Genomic DNA, 20,178 nt, shown 5'->3' with positions numbered 1-20,178 from the left:
GCTAAGCCCGCTCGACACAACGCTTCGGAGTAGAATATTTATGCGTCCTTCCGGCCGCGCGCCCGACCAGATGCGCGACATCACCATGGAACCCGGCTTCACCATCCATGCCGAGGGCAGTTGCCTGGTCAGCTTCGGCGACACGCGCGTGCTGTGCACCGCCTCCATCGAGGAAAAGGTGCCGCCCTTCCTGCGCGGCAAGGGATCGGGCTGGGTCACGGCGGAATATGGCATGCTGCCCCGCGCCACCCACACCCGCGGCAGCCGGGAGGCCGCGAAGGGCAAGCAGTCGGGCCGCACCCAGGAAATCCAGCGCCTGATCGGCCGCTCGCTGCGCGCCGTGGTCGACCTCCAGAAACTGGGCGAGCGGCAGATCGTCGTCGACTGCGACGTGATCCAGGCCGATGGCGGCACCCGCACGGCCGCCATTTCGGGAAGCTGGGTGGCGCTGCGCATCGCCATCGACGGGCTGCTGGCGTCTGGCGCGTTGGCCGAAGACCCCATCGTGCAGAAGGTCGCGGCGATAAGCTGCGGCATCTATAACGGCACGCCGGTGCTGGACCTCGACTATGCCGAGGACAGCAATGCCGAGGCGGACGCCAATCTGATCCTGACGGGCGACGGCAAGTTCGCGGAGGTGCAGGCGACCGCCGAGGGCGCGACCTATGACGAGGAGGAACTGCTGCGCCTGCTGCGCCTCGCCCGCATCGGCTGCGCGCAGATTTTCGCGGCGCAGGACAAGGCGACCGGGAGATAATCCTTCCTTCCGCTCGTTTCAGCGCGGGCGACGATATGGGACGACAGGATGAGTGACGATTTCGGGCAGGAACAGGCGATCCGCAAGCTGGGTCCGGGACGACTGGTGATCGCCAGCCACAATCCCGGCAAGGTGCGGGAAATCGGCGAATTGCTGGCGCCCTATGGCATAGAGACGGTGTCCGCAGCCGCGCTGGACCTGCCCGAGCCGGAGGAGACCGGCACGACCTTCATCGCCAATGCGGAGTTGAAGGCGATGCAAGCGGCCGACCTTTCCGGCCTTCCCGCGCTGGCCGACGACAGCGGCCTGTGCGTGGAGGCGCTGAACGGCGATCCGGGCATCTTCTCCGCCCGCTGGGCCGGCCCGACCAAGGATTTCGGCATCGCCATGCGGCTGGTCTGGGACAATATCCAGGCAAAGGGGCCGGAAGCGGGCCACGGCGCGCATTTCATCTGCGCGCTTGCCCTCGCCTGGCCCGACGGCCATGTGGAGGCGTTCGAGGGCCGCGTCGACGGCACCATCATCTGGCCGCCGCGCGGGGACCGGGGTTTCGGCTATGATCCGATCTTCCAGCCGCATGGCCACGACATCAGCTTCGGCGAGATGGACCCGGAAAAAAAACATGGCATGAGCCACCGCGCCGACGCGTTCGCGCAGTTGGTGGCGGCGGTTTTCTGAACGGCCAAGCCCCCTACCCTTTTCCGCGCTCCCCCTATAGAGAGGCCGTTTCGGCGAACCTTCGAAAAGGGCTAGAGACAGGATCGTGGCGCGAGAGATCACCGGATTTTCCAACCCGCTGGTGAAGCGCGTCCGCTCCCTGCGCGAAAAGAAATTCCGCAAGGCGGAGGGCCTCTTCCTGGCCGAAGGGCTGCGCATCCTGACCGAAGCGCGGGAGGAAGGCGTGCTGCCGGAAATGCTGTTCCACGCCGGCTCCACCCATCCCCTGGCCGCCGAGCTGATCGCGGCGATGGAGGCGGCGGGCGGCGACGTCATCGAAACCACGCCCGACATCCTCGCGAAGATCAGCGGCAAGGACAATCCGCAGGCCGTGGTCGGCGTCTATCGCGACCGGCTGACCCCGCTGGCGAAGCTCGACCGCGGCAAGTCCGACATCTGGATCGTCGCCCAGTCGCTGCGCGATCCCGGCAATCTGGGCACCATATTGCGCACTGGCGACGCCGTGGGCGCGGGCGGGCTGATCCTGATCGACGATTGCGTCGACCCTTTCTCCGTCGAATCCGTGCGGGCCAGCATGGGCGCCCTTTTCACCCAGTCCATCACCCAGGCGCGCTGGGGCGAATTCATGCACTGGCTGCGCGAAGGACCGGGCGAACTGATCGGCACCAGCCTGAAGGCCACGCACGACTATCAGGAACCGCGCTACCAAAGCCCCAGCTTCCTGCTCGTCGGCAATGAGGCGCAGGGCCTGCCCGAAAGCTATGAGGCGGAATGCGACCTGCTGGTGAAGATGCCGATGCTGGGCAAGGCGGACAGCCTGAACGCGGCGGTGGCCTGCGCGGTCATGGCCTATGAATTGCTGAACCAGAAAAGAGCGAAATGATGGCGACGGGGGCGGTGCGGGTGGCGGAAGCGACTTCGGAGGAGATTGGCGGGATCGGCGCTATGCTGCGGCACAAGCGGGTGCTGGCGGCCAGCCTGATCGGCACGGCGGTCGAATTCTACGACTTCTATATCTACGCCACCGCCGCCAGCCTGGTCTTCGGCCCGCTCTTCTTCCCCGCCTCCTCCCCCTCCGCGCAGTTGCTGGCGGCCTATGGCAGCCTGGCCCTCGCCTTCTTCGCCCGGCCGCTCGGCGCGGCGGTGTTCGGCCATTATGGCGACCGCATCGGGCGGAAGGCGACGCTGGTGACGTCGCTGATGCTGATGGGCGGGTCGACGCTCGCCATCGGCTTCCTGCCCACCTATCAAAGCATCGGCTGGTGGGCGCCGCTGATCCTCTGCCTGCTGCGCTTCGGCCAGGGCCTTGGGCTGGGCGGCGAATGGGGCGGCGCGGCGCTGCTGGCGGTGGAGAACGCCCCGCCGGGTTGGCGCGCCCGTTTCGGCATGTTCCCGCAACTGGGCGCCCCGGTCGGCTTCCTCGCCGCCAACGGGCTGTTCCTGATCCTGGGCACCTTCCTCACCGACGATGATTTCTTCGGCTGGGGCTGGCGCCTGCCCTTCCTGGGCAGCGCGGTGCTGGTGCTGCTGGGCCTGTGGATTCGCCTGAAGCTCACCGAAACGCCGGAATTCGCCGCCGCCCGCGCCGAAGCGCCGCCGCCCGCCGTGCCGCTCGCCACGCTGCTGCAGAGCCATCTGGGCGCGGCGGTCGCGGGCACCTTCGCCTGCGCCGCCTGCTTCGCCGTCTATTATATCGCGACCGCCTTCGCGCTCGGCTACGGCACCACGACGCTCAAGATCGACCGCGAGACCTTCCTCGCCATCCAGTTGGGCGCGATCCTGTTCATGGCGCTCAGCATCGTCATCGCCGGCTGGTGGGCGGACAGGAGCAGCCCCACCCGCGTGCTGGTCGCGGGCTGCATCGGCACGGTGGCGATGGGCGTCATCTTCGGCCCCGCCATGGGCACCGGGCAGTTGCTGCCGATCTTCCTGATCCTCAGCCTCGCCCTGCTCCTGATGGGCTTCGTCTACGGCCCGCTGGGCGCCTATCTGCCGCATCTCTTCCCGGTGCAGTTGCGCTATACCGGCGCATCCTTCGCCTTCAACCTGGGCGGGATCATCGGCGGCGCGATGGCGCCCATCGTCGCGACCTGGCTGATCCAGGTGCAGGGCGTGGAACTGGTCGGCCTCTACATGTCGGCGGCGGCGGCGCTCAGCCTGATCGGCTTGTGGTTCACGAGTCGGAAATAGGCTTGCGCATCAGGATCAGCGGCACGCCGCTGTCCTCAAACGCCCGCACATCCGAAAAACCGAAGCTGCGATAGAGCGGCACCCCCGCCATGGTGGCGGAAAGCTCCAGCGCCGCAAAGCCCTCCGCCCGCGCCGCCGCTTCGCAGAGCGAGAGGATCATCATGCCCACGCCCTTCCGCACATGATCGGGATGGGTGTACATGGCCCGCACCCTGGCGGCCTCCGTCGCCGGATCGAGCAGCCGGTCGTCCCGCCCCGCGCTATGGTCGCCGCCATAGGCCGTGGCGCGCCGGCTCCACCCGCCGCAACCGGCAATCTCCCCCCGATCCTCGATCACGAAATAAGTGCCGTCCGCGATCAACCGGCTGTCCAGCCCCATGAAGCCATGACTGGCCTTCACCTGCTCCGGCGTCAGGAAGCCGGATTGCAGGCGGTCGATGGCCAGGGTCATCAGTTCCAGCAGGGCCGGTTCGTCGGCCGGGGTGGCGATGCGGCATGTCAGGGACATGGGTTGGTCCTGCAAAGATTGCGGCCGATCCCGCGAGGGACCGGCCGCCATTTGTTCAGCGACGAGCGGCTTCAGAATTTGAAGCCGACCTTGCCATACCAGAAGCCCCCGTTGAAACCGAAGGGCGAAACGTCAGGATAGATGTCGCCGGTGAAACGACCGCCGGTCGACGCATAGACGGGGCCCAAAGTGCCCTTGGTGTTGGAGAATTTGTCGGGATAGTTGCTGAAGATATTTTGCGCGCCCGCGGTCAGCGTGACATTCTTGTTGATTTCATAGCTGACCTCCACGTCGAAAACGAACTCGCTGCCGAAGGTCTGCGACACGGGGCCGTCATCGGTCTGCGTATATTTGCCGTACCAGTTCATGCGACCCAGGATCGACAGCGGCCCCGCGGTCCAGTTTTCGGTCAGGATCAGACGCGTCTTGGGCAGCGTCTTTTCCAACTGGGCGACGCGGACGTCCGAAACGATGGTCGGATCGCGGTCGATGACCTTCGTCTTGTTCCAGTTGAAGGCCAGGGTCGAATTCAATATCCCGATGCCGCCGATGGGCATGCGGTAGCTGCCGACGACATCGATGCCCTGGGTGCGGGTGTCGAAGGCGTTGGTCAGGAACTGCACCTCGTTGACCGTGGCATAGTTGGCCAGCCCCAGATCCCGCAATGTGGGCCGCTGCGCGTCGGAAATCTCGAAAGTGCCCGACGTGCCGATACGGTCCTTCACCTTGATGTTGTAATAGTCGACCGACAGGGTGAAGCCCGGCGCCGGCGTGAACACCGCGCCGCCCGAGAAGCTGACCGATTCCTCAGGCTTCAGTTCCTTCGCGCCCAGGAAGGCCGCGACCGGGCTGGTGACCGGCAGCGTCATCGATTCGATCGCATTGGGATTGCCGGGGTTGAAGCCGGTGGCGATGCTGCTGGTATTGACCTGACCCGGCGTCGGTGCGCGGAACCCCGTCGCCACAGTGCCGCGCAGCGCGACGATGTCCGGCACGATCGCATAGCGGGCGGAGAATTTGCCCGTGGTCGAGTTGCCGAAATCGGACAGATGCTCGTAACGGCCGGCAATGCCGAACGACAATTGGTCGGTCACGTCGCCTTCGATATCGATATAGATGCCCTTGGAATTGCGGCTGCTTTCTCCGGCGATGGCGGGACCATAGCCGGGAAAGCCATTCGCGCCCACCGGCAGTGCCACCGAAAGCTGGCTGCCGTCCGCGTTCAGCACCGGCGTCCCGTCCTGATGGAACACCAGATTGCCGGTATAAGGCCCGATGGCGTAGGAAGCCGGGTCGCCCAGGCCCAGCTCATAGGATTCGCGGAAATATTGCGCGCCGAACGCGATGGTGATCGGGCTGGCGAAGCCGACTTCCCACGGATAGCTGAAGTCCGCGTTGAACAGCGTCTCGCGCTGCTGCAACTTGCCCAGATAGAATTCCGTCGGCGACGTGATGCCCAGCGACGGGTTCATCGTCCCGTTCATCGTATATTTCAGCGTGGACTGGCCATAGCTGCCCGACAGGTCGTAGTTCAGCCCGAAGCCCAGCGTGCCCTTGTAACCGACCGCGCCGGAGATGTCGTCGATCTTGCCGAAGAAGATCGGGGTGAAACCGCCCGGATAGATGCAGCTCCAATTCTGCACCAGCGGATCGGAGCAGGTGGATACCTGCGTGTAGTCGCGCGTCGTGACCTGGTAACCGTTCGGCGCATAGACATTGCCGCCCGCCGCTCCGGTCTGGATGCCCGGCCGCGTATTGTCGAAATCGGTGAAATAATCGTTGAATATGCCGTTCTTGCCGAAATTGGTCGAATTGACCGACTGGCGGTAGTTGAAGCTTTCCTCCTGGAAGCTGTGGCCATAATTGCCGAAGAAGTAGATTTCGCTGTCCGTGCCCGTGTCGATATGGCCGTTGACGAAGAAGCGGTAGGATTCCATGGCCGGATTGCCGTAGCGCTGCGCCAGTTCCGGCACCGGCAGGCCGGGCTGCTCCTGCGAAAGCTCCAGCGCGCCCGGCCGGGTCACGCCGCGGCTGGTCTTTCCGGCGTTCACATATTCGCCGCTGATATTGATGACCCCGCTGTCGCCCAGCTTCAGCCCGGCGTTCAGCGCCACCTGATAATCCTCGCCGTCGCCGCGATAATATTGGCCGTAGCGCGCATAGCCCGACAGGCCCACATCGTCGCGCAGGGTCATGTTGATGACGCCCGCGATCGCATCGGAACCATATTGGGCCGACGCGCCGTCACGCAGCACTTCCACCGCCCGCACGGCAATCGCCGGCACCTGCGCGAGGTCGGCGGAATGCGCGCCCGCCGACTGGGCGTTGGCGCCGATCTGGACCAGGGCGGAACGGTGCATGCGCTTGCCGTTCACCAGCACCAGCGTCTGGTCGGGCGCAAGGCCGCGAAGATTGGGCGGGCGAACGAAGGACGAACCGTCGCCGATGGCATAGCGCGCGACGGAGAAGGAGGGCACCAGATTCTGGATCACCTGGTTCATGTCGGCCGTGCCCTGCTTCTGCAGTTCCTGGCCGGAATAGACGTCGATGGGGGTACTGGATTCCGCCACGGTGCGGTCGGTCCGGCGGGTGCCGGTAACGATGATCGCCGCGCCGTCGGCAGCCGATGCTCCTTGCGGGTCGCTATTCTGTGCATAGGAAGGTGAAGAATATAACAAAGCCACGGAAATCGCGGCGCAGGAAGAAAATCCAAAATTCTTCATATGACAGCCCCTTAATTCTATTATGAAGAGGCCTCTCCATTCATGATTATTTTTCTTTATCTTTATTTTGCATATATTTTTCAAAGACTCTGTTGCGCAATCAATCCTTATCGAACCCCACTGGATCGAAATCCGGAATGACGGGCAATCTTTTGAAACGGAGCGGTCACGCAAAGCCGCCATGGCGGAAATTTAATTTCCGCAGCGATATGAAAAGGCACGCTTCCGTAGCCCGGAAAAAGCAAAAAAATTTGCTCAAACCATTGAAACACAAAGAAAAAGGCGACGCCCTCACGGACGCCGCCTGTCTCTTTTTTACAACTGTCAAGGACAGCTTATCGGGAGGATCAATCCTCGCTGCGCACGTCGCGGCGCTCGGCGATGCGAGCGCGCTTGCCGGTGCGGCCGCGCAGATAATAGAGCTTGGCGCGACGCACCACGCCCTTGCGGACGACGGTGATCGAATCGATGTTCGGCGAATAAAGCGGGAAGACGCGCTCCACGCCCTCGCCGAAGCTGATCTTGCGCACGGTGAAGTTGCTGCCCATGCCCTTGTTCGAGCGGGCGATGCAGACGCCTTCGTAATTCTGGACGCGGCTGCGGTCGCCTTCGATGACCTTCACGCCGACGCGCAGCGTGTCGCCGGGGCGGAATTCCGGGATGTCCTTGGCCAGGGCCGCGATATTCTCGGCCTCGATCTGCTGGATCAGGTTCATGACTTCTAAGTCCTACTTCTCGCGTTGCGCACCAGAGGGCGACTGGTCCCGAACGCCGATATGGCGTTCCCAAAGGTCCGGCCGCCTTAGCCGTGTGTCCTCTTCCGCCCTTTGTTTCCGCCAGGCGGCGATCTTCGCATGATCCCCCGATCGCAACACTTCAGGGATCATCCGCCCTTCCCATATAACGGGCCGGGTATAGTGCGGATATTCGAGCAGGCCGCTTTCGAAGCTCTCCTCATCCCCACTGGAAGCGGCGCCCATTACCCCAGGAAGCAGGCGGATGCAAGCATCCAGCAGCATCAGCGCGCCCATTTCCCCGCCGGAAAGGATGATGTCCCCCATGCTGACCTGCTCGACGGGCCGCGCCTCGAAAATCCGCTCGTCGAACCCCTCGAACCGGCCGCAGAGGATGGTCGCTCCCGGACCGGCGGCGAGTTCGCGAATCCGCCCCTGCGTGACCGGCGCGCCCCGCGGCGTCATGGCGATGACGGGCAGGTCCGGGCGCTTTGCCAGCGCATGGTCGATGGCAAGCGCCAATATGTCGGCGCGCAGCACCATGCCCGCGCCGCCGCCCGCAGGCGTATCGTCCACCGTGCGATGCCTGTCCGTGGCGAAGTCGCGGATGTGGATCGGATCGCAGGCCCATTTCCCCTCCGCCAGCGCCCGCCCGGCCAGCGACACGCCCAAAGGCCCCGGAAACATCTCCGGATAGAGGGTCAATAGCTGGGCCTGGAAGCTCACGCCCTGCGCGCCTTGAGCCACGCCCCCGCCACGCCGCCCAGCATCGACGCCGCGCCGCCCAGCATCAACGCGATGCCGATGCCGCGCAGCAGGCCGGCGAAGGGGCGGTCCGGCTGCATCAGCGCGGGCAGCAGGAACAGCATGGGAATGGGAATGACCAGCGCCGCGGCCGCCGCGATCTTGAGCGCGCGCGACCAGGACATGGCGAACAGCCGCCAGCCAGCGGCGACCATCAGGAGCAGGTAGAGGGCGGCAAGGATTTTCGGCATGGTTCGCCCTCCAACGGTCTCTCATCTACACGCAACATGCTCCTGCGAAGGCAGGAGCAGGCCAACCGAAAAATCAAACGGCGAAGGCCGCCTCGACGACCGCCCGCCCATCCGCGATGGTCACCGCATGCATCGGCGCCATGAAGCGCTTGCCGTTGGGCCGCTCCACCTCGATGATGTCGCCCGCGCCGAAATTCTCGACCGCCACGACATGGCCCAGCCCCTCTCCCTCGCTGGAGAAGCAGGGCAGGTCGATCAGGTCGGCATGATAATATTCGCCCTCCCCCAGGGGAGGCAAGGCGGACCGGGGCACCGTCAGCTCGGTCCCCCGCAGCGCCTCCGCAGCGGAACGATCGCCGACCTCGGCAAAGCGCGCGACCGCGCCATTGGGGCCGGGGCGCACCGACTTCAACGTCAATGTGCGCCCCGCCGCATCGAAGCCGCCATAGGATTTGAGCGTTTCCGCCCCCTCCCCAAACAGCTTCAGGCGGACCTCGCCCGTCACCCCATGCGCGCCGATGATGACGGCGAGAGTGACGGGCTTGTCGGTCAAAGGGTTCAGCCTTCGGCCTGCTCGGCGGCGGCTTCCTCGGCCGGAGCGGCTTCTTCAGCAGCCGGCTCTTCGGCCGGAGCGGCAGCGGCCTCGGCGGCGGCGGCCTTCGCGGCTTCGGCGGCCTCAGCGGCTTCCGCGGCCTTGGCGGCGCGGTCTTCGGCGCGTTCCTTGGCCTTCTGGCCCGGCTCTGCCTTCTTCGGGTTGTTGCGGGCGGCGCGCTCCTTCACGCCCGCCGCGTCCAGGAAGCGGGCCACGCGGTCGGTCGGCTGCGCGCCCGCGGCGACCCAGTGCTTCGCCCGCTCGACGTCCAGAACGACGCGCTTCTCGTCGCCCTTGGGCAGGACAGGGTTGTAGCTGCCGATGCGCTCGATGAACTTGCCGTCACGCGGGGCGCGGCTGTCGGCCACGACGATGCGATAATAGGGACGCTTCTTGGAACCGCCGCGCGAAAGACGAATGGACGTTGCCATGGATAAAGACCTTACCTTTCTGTACTTCTGATCTGTTGAAAATGCTTATTTCTTGAGGAAATTCTGAAAGCCCGGCGGCAGGTTCGGCATATTGCCCCCCAGCCCCGGCAGGCCCTGCGGCGGCGCGCCGCCCCCGCCGAGCATCCCGTCCAGCCCGCCGCCGGTGAACATCTTGGCCAGCCCTTTGAGGCCGCCCATCTTGCGGATCTTCTTCATCGCCGTTTCCATTTCCTGATGCATTTTCAGGAGGCGATTGACTTCCTGCACCGTGGTGCCGCTGCCCTTGGCGATGCGGATCTTGCGCTTGGCGTTGATCAGGGCGGGCTTCTCCCGCTCCTTGGGGGTCATGGAGCCGATCATCGCGTCCAGATGGATCAGCGTCTTGTCGTTGGCGCCGCTGTTGGCCATCGCCGCCTGCGCCTTCTTGAGGCCCGGCAGCATGCCCGCCAGCGCGCCAAGCCCGCCCATGCGGCGCATCTGGTTCAACTGGGCGCGCAGGTCGTTCATGTCGAACTGACCCTTGGCCATCTTCTTGGCCAGCTTGTCCGCTTCCTCGGCGTCGATGGTCTCGGCCGCTTTCTCGACCAGCGAGACGACATCGCCCATGCCCAATATGCGCTGCGCCACCCGCGCCGGATGGAAAGGCTCGATGGCGTCCAGCTTCTCGCCGGTGCCCGCGAACTTGATCGGACGCCCGGTGACGGCCCGCATCGACAGCGCCGCGCCGCCACGGGCATCGCCGTCCATGCGGGTCAGCACCACGCCGGTCAGCGGCACCTGCGCCGTAAAGCTGGTCGCGACATTCACCGCGTCCTGGCCGGTCAGCGAGTCGACCACCAGCAGGATTTCCGCCGGGTTGGAGACTTCGGCGACCGCCTTCATCTCGTCCATCAGCGCCTGGTCGACATGCAGGCGACCGGCGGTGTCCAGCATCACCACGTCGAAGCCCTGCAGCTTCGCCGCCTGCAACGCCCGCCTGGCGATGTCGACCGGCTGCTGCCCCGGCACGATGGGCAGCGTCGCCACATCGGTCTGGGTGCCCAGCACCGCCAACTGCTCCTGCGCGGCGGGGCGCTGGACGTCGAGCGACGCCATCAGCACCTTCTTGCGCTCTTTTTCCTTCAACCGCCTGGCGATCTTCGCGGTGGAGGTGGTCTTGCCCGACCCCTGCAGGCCGACCATCATGATGACGGCGGGCGGGGTCACGTCGATCAGCAGGTCGCTGGTTTCCGCGCCCAGCGTCTCGGTCAGCGTGTCGGAGACGATCTTGACGACCATCTGCCCCGGCGTGACCGAGCGCAGCACGTCGCTGCCGACGGCCCGCTCGGTCGCCTGCTCCACGAACTGGCGGACGACGGGAAGCGCGACATCGGCCTCCAGCAGCGCGATTCGCACCTCGCGCATCGCGGCGCGGACATCGTCCTCCGTCAGCGCACCGCGCCCACGCAGCTTGTCGAATACCCCACCAAGACGATCGCTGAGCGAATCGAACATCATCACCTCATTTGGACCGAAAAGGCCCGGAAAACTGCGCTACCCCGCCAAACGACAAAATCGCCGGCGGGCGAAACCTCGCCGGCCAGCGTCCATCCGGTGTCCCTGTTTGGGCGCCATGGATCTGTCAGGGTATCAGGCGGCGAACCGCCCGATTGCTTGCGGCGCCTTTAGCGGAAAGGGGATTAGGATGCAACAAGGTCGGGTTATGGCCATTTCCCGACATTCCGAATCTGTCCACGCGGCATAGGCTCCTGCCTTCGCAGGAGCCCGGCGCTTTCCAAAGGCAAGCCTAACGCCCCATCGCTGCCTCGACCTCCTCCACCGTTCGCGGCACGCCCTCGCTCAACCGCTGCGATCCTGTCGGCGTGATCAGGTACAGATCCTCGATCCGGATGCCGTAATTGGCGGACTGGACGTAAAGCCCCGGCTCCACCGTGATCACCGCGCCCGCCGGCAGCGGCTTCGACATGTCGCCCGCATCATGGACGTCGAGCCCGACCAGATGCCCCAACCCATGGGTGAAGTCGTCCACTCGCCCCGCCTTGCGGAACACGTCCTTCGCCGCTTCGACCAGATCCTCATAATAGACCCCGGCCTTGAGCTTCGCGACAGCCGCCGCTTGGGCAGCCAACACCAGTTCATAGGATGCGCGCTGCTCGTCGGTGAACCTGCCGCTGGCCGGAAAGGTGCGCGTCACGTCGCAGGCATAGCCCCCGACGGAGGCCGCCGCGTCGATCAGGATCAGATCCTTCTCCCCGATCACCCCGCCGCCGCCCGTATAGTGCAGCGACGCCGCGTTGCGCCCGGTGGCGACGATGCTGTCATAGGCCAGCCCCTCGCCGCCCCCGGCGCGGAAGCCATCCTCCAATATCGCCTTCAGCTGCCTTTCGGTCATGCCGGGGCGCACCTGCTTCATCGCCGCAAGATGGCCCCGCGCCGTCGCCGCCATCGCCTTGCGCATCAACTCCAGTTCGCGCGCCTCCTTGACGATGCGCAGCGAGGGCAGAAGGCCGCTGTCGTCCTTCAACGATACGCCCGGCACCCGCTGCATCACCTTGCCGTAAAGCTCCAGCGCCTTGGGCACGGGCGCGGACGCGCTGACGATCGGCCCCAGGAAATGCAGCGTCTTGGACCGCTCGGCCAGGGTGGTGACCAGGCTCCCCAGGCCGCCGGTGCGCGCCACCCGCGAAAAGCCCGTGCGCCGCTCCAGTTCGGTGCCCAGCGGCAGGCGCTCTACCTCCCACCGCTCCGACTCCACGTCGCGGGACGGCAGCAGCAGCCATTCCCTGACCGTGCGCTCGGCGGGCGCCATGACCAAGACTGCGCCCGGCTCGTCGACAATGCCGGTCAGCCAGGCGAAATCGCCATCCTGCACGAAGGGCGGCGCCACCGCCGCGCCGCTTTCCACCGGCCCCGCGCCATGGACGACGGCGACGCCGTCCTTCAACGCCTCCATCACCCGGCGGCGGCGCTCGCGAAACACGTCGGGCGCGAAGGGGACGGTGCCCGAAGGCGTCGCAAAACCCTGCGGCGGCAGAACCTGCGCCCGCAACCCGGCGGCGCACAGGAACGAAGCCGTCCCGCCCGCGATGATCGACCGTCTATCCAACATGTTCCTGAACTCCCTTGCCGAACGGATTGGAACAGCAAGAGGCGTATGATGTCAATAATACAGTAAAAGGCCCCGCCAAAAAGGCGAGGCCATTCTATGAAACGCTCTTGAACTTGCGTTCAAATCTTGTCGCCAAGCGCGCCCTTGACCGAACCCTTGATGTCCTGCGCCGTGCCCTTGGCCTTCTGCGCCCGGCCTTCCGCGACCAGATCGGGATCGCGCTGGTTGCGGCCGGTTGCTTCCTTGATCGCTCCGGCAGCCTTGTTGCCGGCCGCCTTCACCTTGTCGGTCATCTCACCCATCGGATGTCTCCTTCGGTTGCTGTTGCCACATAAACGGGCGGGCAGAACCGAAAGTTGCCTCCAATACGCAGGCGGAACGGACGGGGCTGCCCTAATCCGTTTCCGAAGGCCTGCGCGCCCGCCGTTCCGCGACGAATTCGCTGATCGCCTGGCCGCTGGCGTTCAGCAGCGGATAGGTGCGCGCGTCGGAGAGCCAGTCCGGCCGCCGCGCGCCGCTGCCGTAGAAGGTGTCGTAAACCAGGCTGAACGCCAGAAAGACCAGCGTCGCGCCGATCAGCCCCTTCACCGCCCCGAACCCTGCGCCCAGCACCCGGTCGACAGGCCCCAGCACCGACTGCCGCGTACGGCGGCCAATGGCGCGAGCGAGCAGCTTGCCCAAGCCGAAGGTGATGCCGAACACCAGCGCGAAGGCAAGCACCGCCGCGCCGCTGGTGCTGCCGACGAAGGACGTGGCCAGTTCCGTGACCGAGGCATGGAACAGCCGGATCGCGAAGATCGCCAGCACCCATGCGATCAGCGACAGGGTTTCCTGCACGAAACCGCGCATCAGCCCGAAAATGGCGCAGCCGCCGATCAGCAGCAGGACGAGAATATCGATCGCGTTCATCGCGCTGTTGGCTATCCGCGCCCAAGCATCTGGTCAACAAGTTGCGCAAGGGCGCGATAGCCGCTGACCGAAATGCCCTTGACCCCGTCCGCCACGGTGGCGGGGACGAAGGCGCGGTTGAAACCCAGCTTGGCGGCTTCCCGCAGCCGCAGCGGGGCATGCGCCACCGGGCGGATTTCCCCCGACAGCGCGATTTCCCCGAAGAGGACGACATCGGCCGGCACCGGGCGTTCGGAAAGCGCGGACATCAGCGCGGCGGCGACGGCAAGGTCGGCTGCCGGGTCCGACAGGCGATAGCCGCCCGCGACGTTCAGATAGACTTCGCAGGTCGAGAAGCTGAGGCCGCAGCGCGCCTCCAGCACGGCCAGCACCATGGCAAGCCGCCCGCTGTCCCACCCCACCACGGCGCGGCGGGGGGTCGCGCCACTGGAAAGCCTCACCACCAGCGCCTGAATCTCCACCAGCACCGGTCGCGTCCCCTCCAGCGCGGGAAACACGGTCGCGCCGGTCACATTCTCGTCGCGATGGGTGAGGAACAGCGCGGAAGGATTGGCGACCTCCTCCAGCCCTTCCGCCACCATGGCAAACACCCCGATCTCGTCCGTGCCGCCAAAGCGGTTCTTGATGGCGCGCAGGATACGATATTGATGGCTGCGCTCGCCCTCGAAGCTCAACACCGTGTCGACCATATGCTCCAGCACGCGGGGACCGGCGATGCTGCCGTCCTTGGTCACATGGCCGACCAGGATCAGCGCGGTGCCGCGCTGCTTGGCGAAGCGGATCAGTTCCTGGCTGGAGGCGCGCACCTGGCTGACCGTGCCCGGCGCGCCCTCGATCAGGTCGCTGTGCATCGTCTGGATCGAATCGATGATCAGCAGCGCGGGCGGCGCCCCCTCCCCCAAAGTCGTCAATATGTCCCGCACCGAAGTGGCGCTGGCAAGCTGCACCGGCGCATTGCCCAGGCCCAGGCGCTGGGCGCGCAGCCGGACCTGGTCCGACGCCTCCTCGCCGCTGATATAGGCGACGCTGTGCCCGGCCGAAGCGATGCGGGCGGCCGCCTGCAACAGCAGCGTCGACTTGCCGATGCCCGGATCGCCGCCGATCAGCGTGGCCGAACCGGAAACGATCCCGCCGCCCAGCGCCCGGTCGAACTCCGCGATCCCGGTCGTGGTGCGCGGCGGCAGATCCACCTTGTCGTCCAGCCCCACCAGCATCAGCGCCCTGCCCCCGCTATGCAGGTCATGGCGGGCGGAAAAGACCGTCTCCGCCGTTTCCTCGACGATGCTGTTCCATTCGCCGCAATCGTCGCACTGCCCCTGCCACCGGCCGGAAACGGTGCCGCATTGCTGACAGACGAATTTGCGCTTTGCTTTTGCCATGCCTCACGCATATCAGAACATATGAGGAACACAATTGCTCTTTGCATCTTCCGATGGAAACCGGGCGCGCCATGGCGCATTGTTTCGCCATGAAGACCGTTCGCGTCGCCAGCTACAATATCCGCAAAGCCATAGGCACCGACCGCCGCCGGGTTCCCGAGCGGGTGATCGACGTGCTGAACGAACTGGACGCGGACATCATCGCGTTGCAGGAGGCTGACCGCCGCTTCGGCGTGCGCTCGGCGGCGCTGCCACCCTGGCTGCTGGAGAGCATCAGCCCCTACCGGCCCGTGCCGCTGAACGTGCATGTGGACTCGATGGGCTGGCACGGCAACGCGATATTGGTGCGCAAGGAGGCGGAGGTCGGCGCGCACGACGTGCTGCACCTCCCCTGCCTGGAGCCGCGCGGCGCGACCATGGCGGAAGTGACGCTGGGCAAGGCGTCCCTGCGCGTCTTCGGCATGCATCTCGACCTGTCCGGGCTATGGCGGCGCAAGCAGGCCGCGGCGGTGATCCACGCCGCATCCTCACGCGACGCCATGCCGACGGTGCTGATGGGCGACCTCAACGAATGGAGCGCGGAACGGGGATGCCTGGCCGATTTCGCCCGCCATTACAGCTTCGCGCCCTGCGGCCGGTCCTTCCATGCGCGGCGCCCGGTGGCGCGGCTCGACCGGATCATGCATTGCGGGCGGTTGAAACTGGTCGACTGCGGCGTCCATGAAAGCGCGGCGGCCCGCAAGGCGTCGGACCATCTCCCCATCTGGGCGGAGTTCGGGCTGGGTTGAGAATATATGGGCCGTCGTGTTCCTGCGCCGGCAGGAACCCAGTTCGGACGCTGCGAAAATTTCCCAACGGCAGAACTAGGCAGCGTGGACAAATTCGGAATGTCGGGAAGTGGCTAAAAGCCGAAATCCGGCTGTTCATCCGATCGAGATGCCAGAGGGCCTGTAAGCCGGGTTCTGTCCCCCTCTTGCGAAGGGTGGCGACCATTCCTCTAGGGGACGGATCGCTCCGTCCCTCAAGCAACCAACCCGGGCGGTCTCAGCCGAAACTGGCCTAGCAGCCGAAACTGCGCGCCGCCCCTATTCGGTCTTGCTCCCGGTGGGGTTTACCGTGCCGCCTTGCGTTGCCGCAGGCGCGGTGCGCTCTTACCGCACCCTTTCAATTTCACCCGACCGAAGTCTTGGGGCCGAAGCCTTGGGCGACCTGCTTTCTGTTGCACTGTCCCTTGGATCACTCCAGCCGGCCGTTAGCCGGCACCGTCATTTCGTGGAGCCCGGACTTTCCTCGCCGTGGAAGTTACCCGCCACGCCGCGGCCGCCCGGCCCTCTGGCAAAAGCGCCTATACACACGTCATCAAGCCCCGTCATCCCCGTTCAGTCATCACGCCGCTTAGTCGTCACCCTGGGGCTTGGGCAGCAGCAGCGCCAGCAGGATAGCCCGGCACTCTCCATCGATGATCCCGTCGATCAGTTCGGGGCGAAAGCGCCGCTGGAACGCCACCACCGCCGCCTGCGGCTCGGCAATGTCATAGCCGAAACGCTCCAGCGCCAGCATGAAGCCGCCGTCGCTCCAATGCGGGTCCATCAAATTTTTGGTCGGGCGCGGCAAGGCCAGCCGCAGCCGCGCCAACTGCCCCCAGGGGAAAAGCTCGCCCGGATCCTGCTTGCGCGCCGGGGCGACGTCGCTATGCCCGACGATGTTGCCCCGCGTGATCTTGTGCCGCTGCACGATCTGGTGGATCAGCGGGATCAGCGACCCCATCTGCGCGTCCGGAAAAGGCCGATAGCCCCATTCATGGCCCGGATTGACGATTTCTATGCCGATGCTGGCCGAATTGATGTCGTCGATGCCGCGCCAATGCGCCCGTCCGGCATGCCAGGCGCGCTTTTCCTCATCGACCATGCGGATGACCTGCCCATCCTCCGTCACGACATAATGGGCGGAAACCTTGGATTCCGGGCTGGCGAGCCAGTTGATCGCGGTGGCCGCATCGACCATTCCCGTATAATGCAGCACCAGCATGGAGATAGGCAGGCTGCGCTCGTCGAAATTGGGCGACGGCGTGTCGATCATCGGAAAGTCGTTCATCGCCAAGGGCCAGTCACTCGCATGCGTCCGTCAGCGCCTGGAGGGCGCGGACAGACCATGGCCGACAGCGGCAGGCCAATCAAGCGGGCTGCGGTATTTTACCGCCGGGGCGATCAGACCGCCCGGCGCATCGCTCCGCCCGCCTGGGTCGCGGCGGCAGCGCGGCGTCCATAGCCGCCGCGAAATTCGGCGTGGGGGATGAAATCGTCGCTATGCCCGATCACCGTCTCCCCCGCGCCGAGCAGCAGGACGGAGCCCGCATGGCTGTGCCGGGCCAGCAGGCGCAGCACGCTCTGGCGGCGTTCGGGCGTGAAGTACAGCAGCACGTTGCGGCAGAGCAGAAGGTCGTATTCCCCCTGGGGCGCGCGCGCGTCGAACAGATTGTCGGTGCGGAAATCGATCATCTGGCGCAGCGCCGAATTGGCGCGCCAATCGTCGCCCGCGGGGTCGAACCATTTGAGCAGGTCGCCCACCGGCAGGCCCCGCTGCACGTCCATCTGCGTGAAGATGCCCGCCTTCGCCTGGGCGATGGCCGCGGTGGAGATGTCGGTCGCCAATATCTCGATGCGCCAGCCGCGCCAGCGCGCCATGTCGTTGCAAAGCTGGATCGCCAGCGAATAGACCTCCTGCCCCGTCGAACAGCCCGCGCTCCAGATGCGCAGCGTCCGGTCCGACCGCTGCCCGTGGATGCGCGGCAGGATATGGCGGTGGATCATGTCGAAGATCTGGAGGTCGCGGAAAAAGCTGCTCTCATTGTTGAGCAGCGCGTTCACCACGTCATTTTCCAGCGTAGCGTCCTTGCGCCCCATCAGGCGAGACGCCAGCGCATCCATGTCGCTAAGTCCATGGGCGCGCAGCACCGGCTTCAGCGCCGTTTCCATCCGCCAGGCCCGGCTTTCGGACAGGATCTGCCCGGTGCGCGCCTCCAGCAGGCCGGAAAGGATGCGCGCCGCGCCGCCCATGGAAGCGGCCGAAGCGGAACCGGACGGGAGGGAGTCGGCCGAAGGGGGCAATGCCATCAGTTCCTGTTCTTTCCTCTTCGCGCCACGAAGTCCATGATCGCATGGGGTTCCAGCAGGGCGCAGTTCAATCCTTCTCCGGCGATCGATCCGGGCATGCCCCAGACCACGCTGCTCGCTTCGTCCTGCGCCACGATCCAGCCGCCCGCCGCCACGATGTCGCGCGCGCCCGCCGTCCCGTCCCGCCCCATGCCGGTCAGCACCACGCCCGCCGCGCCGGCGCCATAGGCCTGGGCCATGCTGGCGAACATCGGGTCGACGCCGGGCAGGTTGCCGGTCGGCGTGCGCTGCGGATTGAGCGCCACCGACACCCGGCCGTAAAGGCCCGGCCGAAGCTGGAGATTGGCGTCGCCCGGCGCGACATAGACGATGTCCGGGGCCAGCATCTCTCCCTGTTCCGCCACCTTGACGCGCAGGAACGTCATGCGCCCCAGTTGCTGGACGAAATAATGGGTGAAGCTGGCGGGCAGATGCTGGGTCAGCAGGATCGGCACGCCCAGCGGCGCGGCCAGCCCCGCAAAAAGCTGTCCCAGGGCATGGATGCCGCCGGTCGATGCGCCGATGCCCAGGCAGGCAAGCGGCTGGGCCGCCTGTTCCGGATCGATCCGCAGCGGCGGCCGGACCGTGACCGGGGTCGCAGCGCCGCTGAACAGGCGCAACAGGCGGTCGATCAGGGCCTGGGGGAAATGCTCGCCGAAGCTGCCGCTTCCCGGCTTGGCCAATATGTCGCTCGCGCCCAGCGCCAGCGCCTCGACCGCCGCGGCGCTCCCCTCCTCGCAATTGCCCGACAGGATCACGACCTTGGCGCGGGGGTTGATCCCCAGAATAGCCGGCAGCGCCATGAGGCCGCTCTGCCCCGGCAACTCTATGTCGAGCAGGATCAGGTCGACCTCATGGTCCTGCAAATAGCCCAGCGCATGTTCGGCGCTGTTGGTCTTGTGCGTGACGGAAAATCGCCGGTCGGCGTTCAAAATCCGCTCTATGACCGTCCTGACCACGACCGAATCGTCGACGATCAGGGTGCGCAGCGCCCTGTCCTCGTCCCTGCTGGCCATGATCGGCACGTGAACGGTCATCGAAGGCAATCTTTCTGAACAAAGGCGAGCTGAAGGAAAAGACGGGAAGGTCGGCGGAGATCGGTCGATCCCGAACGCGGCGCTAGATCACGCCGACGATCGTCAGCTTGCTTTCCAGCGTTTCCCGGTCAAACGGCTTCATCACATATTCGTCCGCGCCTGCCTCCACCGCGGCCTTGATATGGCCGATGCCGTTTTCCGTGGTGCAGAAGATGATCTTGGGCCGCGTGGCCAGATTGGCGTCCGGCAGCGCCTGGAGGAATTCCATGCCGCTCATCACCGGCATGTTCCAGTCCAGCAGGACCACATCCGGCACGGACGTTTCGCATTGCGTAAGGGCGTCGCGGCCGTCGACCGCCTCGCTCACCGAAAGGTCGAGCGATTCCAATATGTGGCGGGCAACCTTGCGGATGACCTTCGAATCATCGACGACCAGGCAGTTTTTCATAATGCGTCCTTTTTTTTGCGTCCCATGGTCACAGGCCTTAACCGGCAAAGGCGAGGATTTGGTAAACGCCGGTGCGAGATCGTCATGCGGCCTGCGCGAGCGAGCCGCCCTCGATGAAGCCGCTCAGCGACACCAGCAGATAGGGCTGGCCCTCATGCTCCACCAGGCCGCGGGCATAAGGCGCCCAGGCGGGATCCAGCTGGCCGCGCAGCGGCAGTTCGCCCTCCGGCACCTGGCAGATGTCGTGCACGGCATCGACCATCAGTCCATAGCTGTGGCCGCTGATGTCGGCGATGATCGCGAAACCGCGTTTTTCCGCAGGCGTCGGCAGCCCGCGCACTAGCGCGGCGGCGTCGATGACGGTCAGCACCCGGCTGCGCAGCGCGGAAAGGCCCGCGACATGCGCGCCCATGCCCGGCACTGGTGAGATGTCGGTCAGCTTGACCACCGCCTCGACCTCCCGGGTCTGGACGGCGATCCTCGTGCCCGCCAGCGTGGCGAAAAGGTAAAGCTGGTTCATGCGGCCATTCTCCCTT

At 65.6% G+C, this 20,178-nt stretch carries 22 protein-coding genes and 1 other RNA gene; 5 read left to right on the top strand and 18 right to left on the bottom strand.

The genetic code is table 11. The annotated features are described in order from the left end of the window. The first annotated feature begins 40 nt into the window (after positions 1–40). The 4 genes from rph (at position 41) to Sj15T_RS01170 (ending at position 3,625) form a co-directional block, all read left to right on the top strand. Positions 41–757 (top strand): ribonuclease PH, encoded by a 717-nt coding sequence (gene rph / locus Sj15T_RS01185; RefSeq protein WP_007687158.1) that lies wholly within the window; start codon positions 41–43, stop codon positions 755–757. A 48-nt stretch (positions 758–805) separates the two neighbouring features. Further along, entirely contained in the window at positions 806–1,435 is a 630-nt protein-coding gene (gene rdgB / locus Sj15T_RS01180) for an RdgB/HAM1 family non-canonical purine NTP pyrophosphatase (RefSeq protein WP_007687157.1), read from the top strand. Positions 1,436–1,520: 85 nt separating this feature from the next. Further along, positions 1,521–2,318, top strand: coding sequence for an RNA methyltransferase (locus Sj15T_RS01175; RefSeq protein WP_013039525.1), 798 nt, complete (start codon positions 1,521–1,523; stop codon positions 2,316–2,318). Next, positions 2,318–3,625, top strand: coding sequence for an MFS transporter (locus tag Sj15T_RS01170; RefSeq protein WP_041386289.1), 1,308 nt, complete (start codon positions 2,318–2,320; stop codon positions 3,623–3,625). Before Sj15T_RS01175 ends, Sj15T_RS01170 begins: the two co-directional genes overlap by 1 nt. On the opposite strand, the gene Sj15T_RS01165 is transcribed toward Sj15T_RS01170, so the two are convergent. From Sj15T_RS01165 to radA, 12 genes are all read right to left on the bottom strand, one after another. Then, positions 3,609–4,133, bottom strand: coding sequence for a GNAT family N-acetyltransferase (locus Sj15T_RS01165; protein WP_013039523.1), 525 nt, complete (start codon positions 4,131–4,133; stop codon positions 3,609–3,611). The two genes, Sj15T_RS01170 and Sj15T_RS01165, sit on opposite strands and share 17 nt — an antisense overlap. A gap of 71 nt (positions 4,134–4,204) precedes the next feature. Then, positions 4,205–6,856: a TonB-dependent receptor gene (locus Sj15T_RS01160; protein ID WP_013039522.1), complete on the bottom strand. Its 2,652-nt coding sequence runs from the start codon at positions 6,854–6,856 to the stop codon at positions 4,205–4,207. Between the two features lie 347 nt (positions 6,857–7,203). After that, on the bottom strand, positions 7,204–7,572 hold the full coding sequence (rplS, locus tag Sj15T_RS01155) for a 50S ribosomal protein L19 (protein WP_007687146.1): 369 nt from the start codon (positions 7,570–7,572) through the stop codon (positions 7,204–7,206). A 12-nt stretch (positions 7,573–7,584) separates the two neighbouring features. Beyond that, positions 7,585–8,316 (bottom strand): tRNA (guanosine(37)-N1)-methyltransferase TrmD, encoded by a 732-nt coding sequence (trmD, locus tag Sj15T_RS01150; protein WP_013039521.1) that lies wholly within the window; start codon positions 8,314–8,316, stop codon positions 7,585–7,587. Further along, positions 8,313–8,585, bottom strand: coding sequence for a hypothetical protein (locus tag Sj15T_RS01145; protein ID WP_013039520.1), 273 nt, complete (start codon positions 8,583–8,585; stop codon positions 8,313–8,315). The genes trmD and Sj15T_RS01145 overlap by 4 nt, the downstream gene beginning before the upstream one ends. A 73-nt stretch (positions 8,586–8,658) precedes the next feature. Further along, complete coding sequence (rimM, locus tag Sj15T_RS01140; RefSeq protein WP_007687140.1) at positions 8,659–9,138, bottom strand: ribosome maturation factor RimM; 480 nt, start codon at positions 9,136–9,138, stop codon at positions 8,659–8,661. Between the two features lie 5 nt (positions 9,139–9,143). After that, positions 9,144–9,608 carry a 30S ribosomal protein S16 gene (rpsP, locus tag Sj15T_RS01135; RefSeq protein ID WP_013039519.1) on the bottom strand — a complete coding sequence of 155 codons (465 nt, stop codon included), beginning with the start codon at positions 9,606–9,608 and terminating at the stop codon, positions 9,144–9,146. Between the two features lie 45 nt (positions 9,609–9,653). Continuing rightward, positions 9,654–11,105 (bottom strand): signal recognition particle protein, encoded by a 1,452-nt coding sequence (ffh, locus tag Sj15T_RS01130; RefSeq protein WP_013039518.1) that lies wholly within the window; start codon positions 11,103–11,105, stop codon positions 9,654–9,656. Positions 11,106–11,394: 289 nt separating this feature from the next. After that, on the bottom strand, positions 11,395–12,717 hold the full coding sequence (locus tag Sj15T_RS01125; RefSeq protein ID WP_013039516.1) for an aminopeptidase P family protein: 1,323 nt from the start codon (positions 12,715–12,717) through the stop codon (positions 11,395–11,397). Positions 12,718–12,836: 119 nt separating this feature from the next. Next, positions 12,837–13,019 carry a general stress protein CsbD gene (locus Sj15T_RS01120; protein ID WP_007687130.1) on the bottom strand — a complete coding sequence of 61 codons (183 nt, stop codon included), beginning with the start codon at positions 13,017–13,019 and terminating at the stop codon, positions 12,837–12,839. Positions 13,020–13,110: 91 nt separating this feature from the next. Continuing rightward, complete coding sequence (locus Sj15T_RS01115) at positions 13,111–13,626, bottom strand: CvpA family protein (protein ID WP_013039515.1); 516 nt, start codon at positions 13,624–13,626, stop codon at positions 13,111–13,113. A gap of 11 nt (positions 13,627–13,637) precedes the next feature. Beyond that, positions 13,638–15,005, bottom strand: a complete 1,368-nt coding sequence (gene radA / locus Sj15T_RS01110) for a DNA repair protein RadA (protein WP_013039514.1) — start codon at positions 15,003–15,005, stop codon at positions 13,638–13,640. A gap of 89 nt (positions 15,006–15,094) precedes the next feature. Here radA and Sj15T_RS01105 point away from each other — a divergent pair, with 89 nt between their 5' ends. Beyond that, on the top strand, positions 15,095–15,793 hold the full coding sequence (locus tag Sj15T_RS01105; protein WP_025771699.1) for an endonuclease/exonuclease/phosphatase family protein: 699 nt from the start codon (positions 15,095–15,097) through the stop codon (positions 15,791–15,793). A 147-nt stretch (positions 15,794–15,940) separates the two neighbouring features. Here the strand turns inward: Sj15T_RS01105 and rnpB are convergent. From rnpB to Sj15T_RS01075, 6 genes are all read right to left on the bottom strand, one after another. Next, positions 15,941–16,341, bottom strand: an RNA gene (rnpB, locus tag Sj15T_RS01100) — RNase P RNA component class A. 59 nt (positions 16,342–16,400) lie between these two features. Next, positions 16,401–17,099, bottom strand: coding sequence for an N-acetylmuramoyl-L-alanine amidase (locus Sj15T_RS01095; protein WP_013039512.1), 699 nt, complete (start codon positions 17,097–17,099; stop codon positions 16,401–16,403). Positions 17,100–17,212: 113 nt separating this feature from the next. Beyond that, a complete protein-coding gene (locus tag Sj15T_RS01090; RefSeq protein WP_041385756.1) occupies positions 17,213–18,118 on the bottom strand; it encodes a protein-glutamate O-methyltransferase CheR in 906 nt (301 codons plus the stop codon). Continuing rightward, on the bottom strand, positions 18,118–19,194 hold the full coding sequence (locus tag Sj15T_RS01085) for a chemotaxis protein CheB (RefSeq protein ID WP_013039510.1): 1,077 nt from the start codon (positions 19,192–19,194) through the stop codon (positions 18,118–18,120). Before Sj15T_RS01085 ends, Sj15T_RS01090 begins: the two co-directional genes overlap by 1 nt. Before the next feature lie 82 nt (positions 19,195–19,276). Beyond that, positions 19,277–19,642 carry a response regulator gene (locus tag Sj15T_RS01080; protein WP_007687112.1) on the bottom strand — a complete coding sequence of 122 codons (366 nt, stop codon included), beginning with the start codon at positions 19,640–19,642 and terminating at the stop codon, positions 19,277–19,279. An 82-nt stretch (positions 19,643–19,724) separates the two neighbouring features. Then, on the bottom strand, positions 19,725–20,162 hold the full coding sequence (locus Sj15T_RS01075) for a chemotaxis protein CheW (protein ID WP_013039509.1): 438 nt from the start codon (positions 20,160–20,162) through the stop codon (positions 19,725–19,727). Positions 20,163–20,178: the final 16 nt, after the last annotated feature.

Origin of the sequence: Sphingobium sp. TA15 (assembly GCF_037101235.1) — a bacterium.
Lineage (GTDB): Bacteria > Pseudomonadota > Alphaproteobacteria > Sphingomonadales > Sphingomonadaceae > Sphingobium > Sphingobium indicum.
The sequence above is the reverse complement of the archived record's forward strand: the minus strand, read 5'-3'. Positions and strand labels throughout refer to the sequence as shown.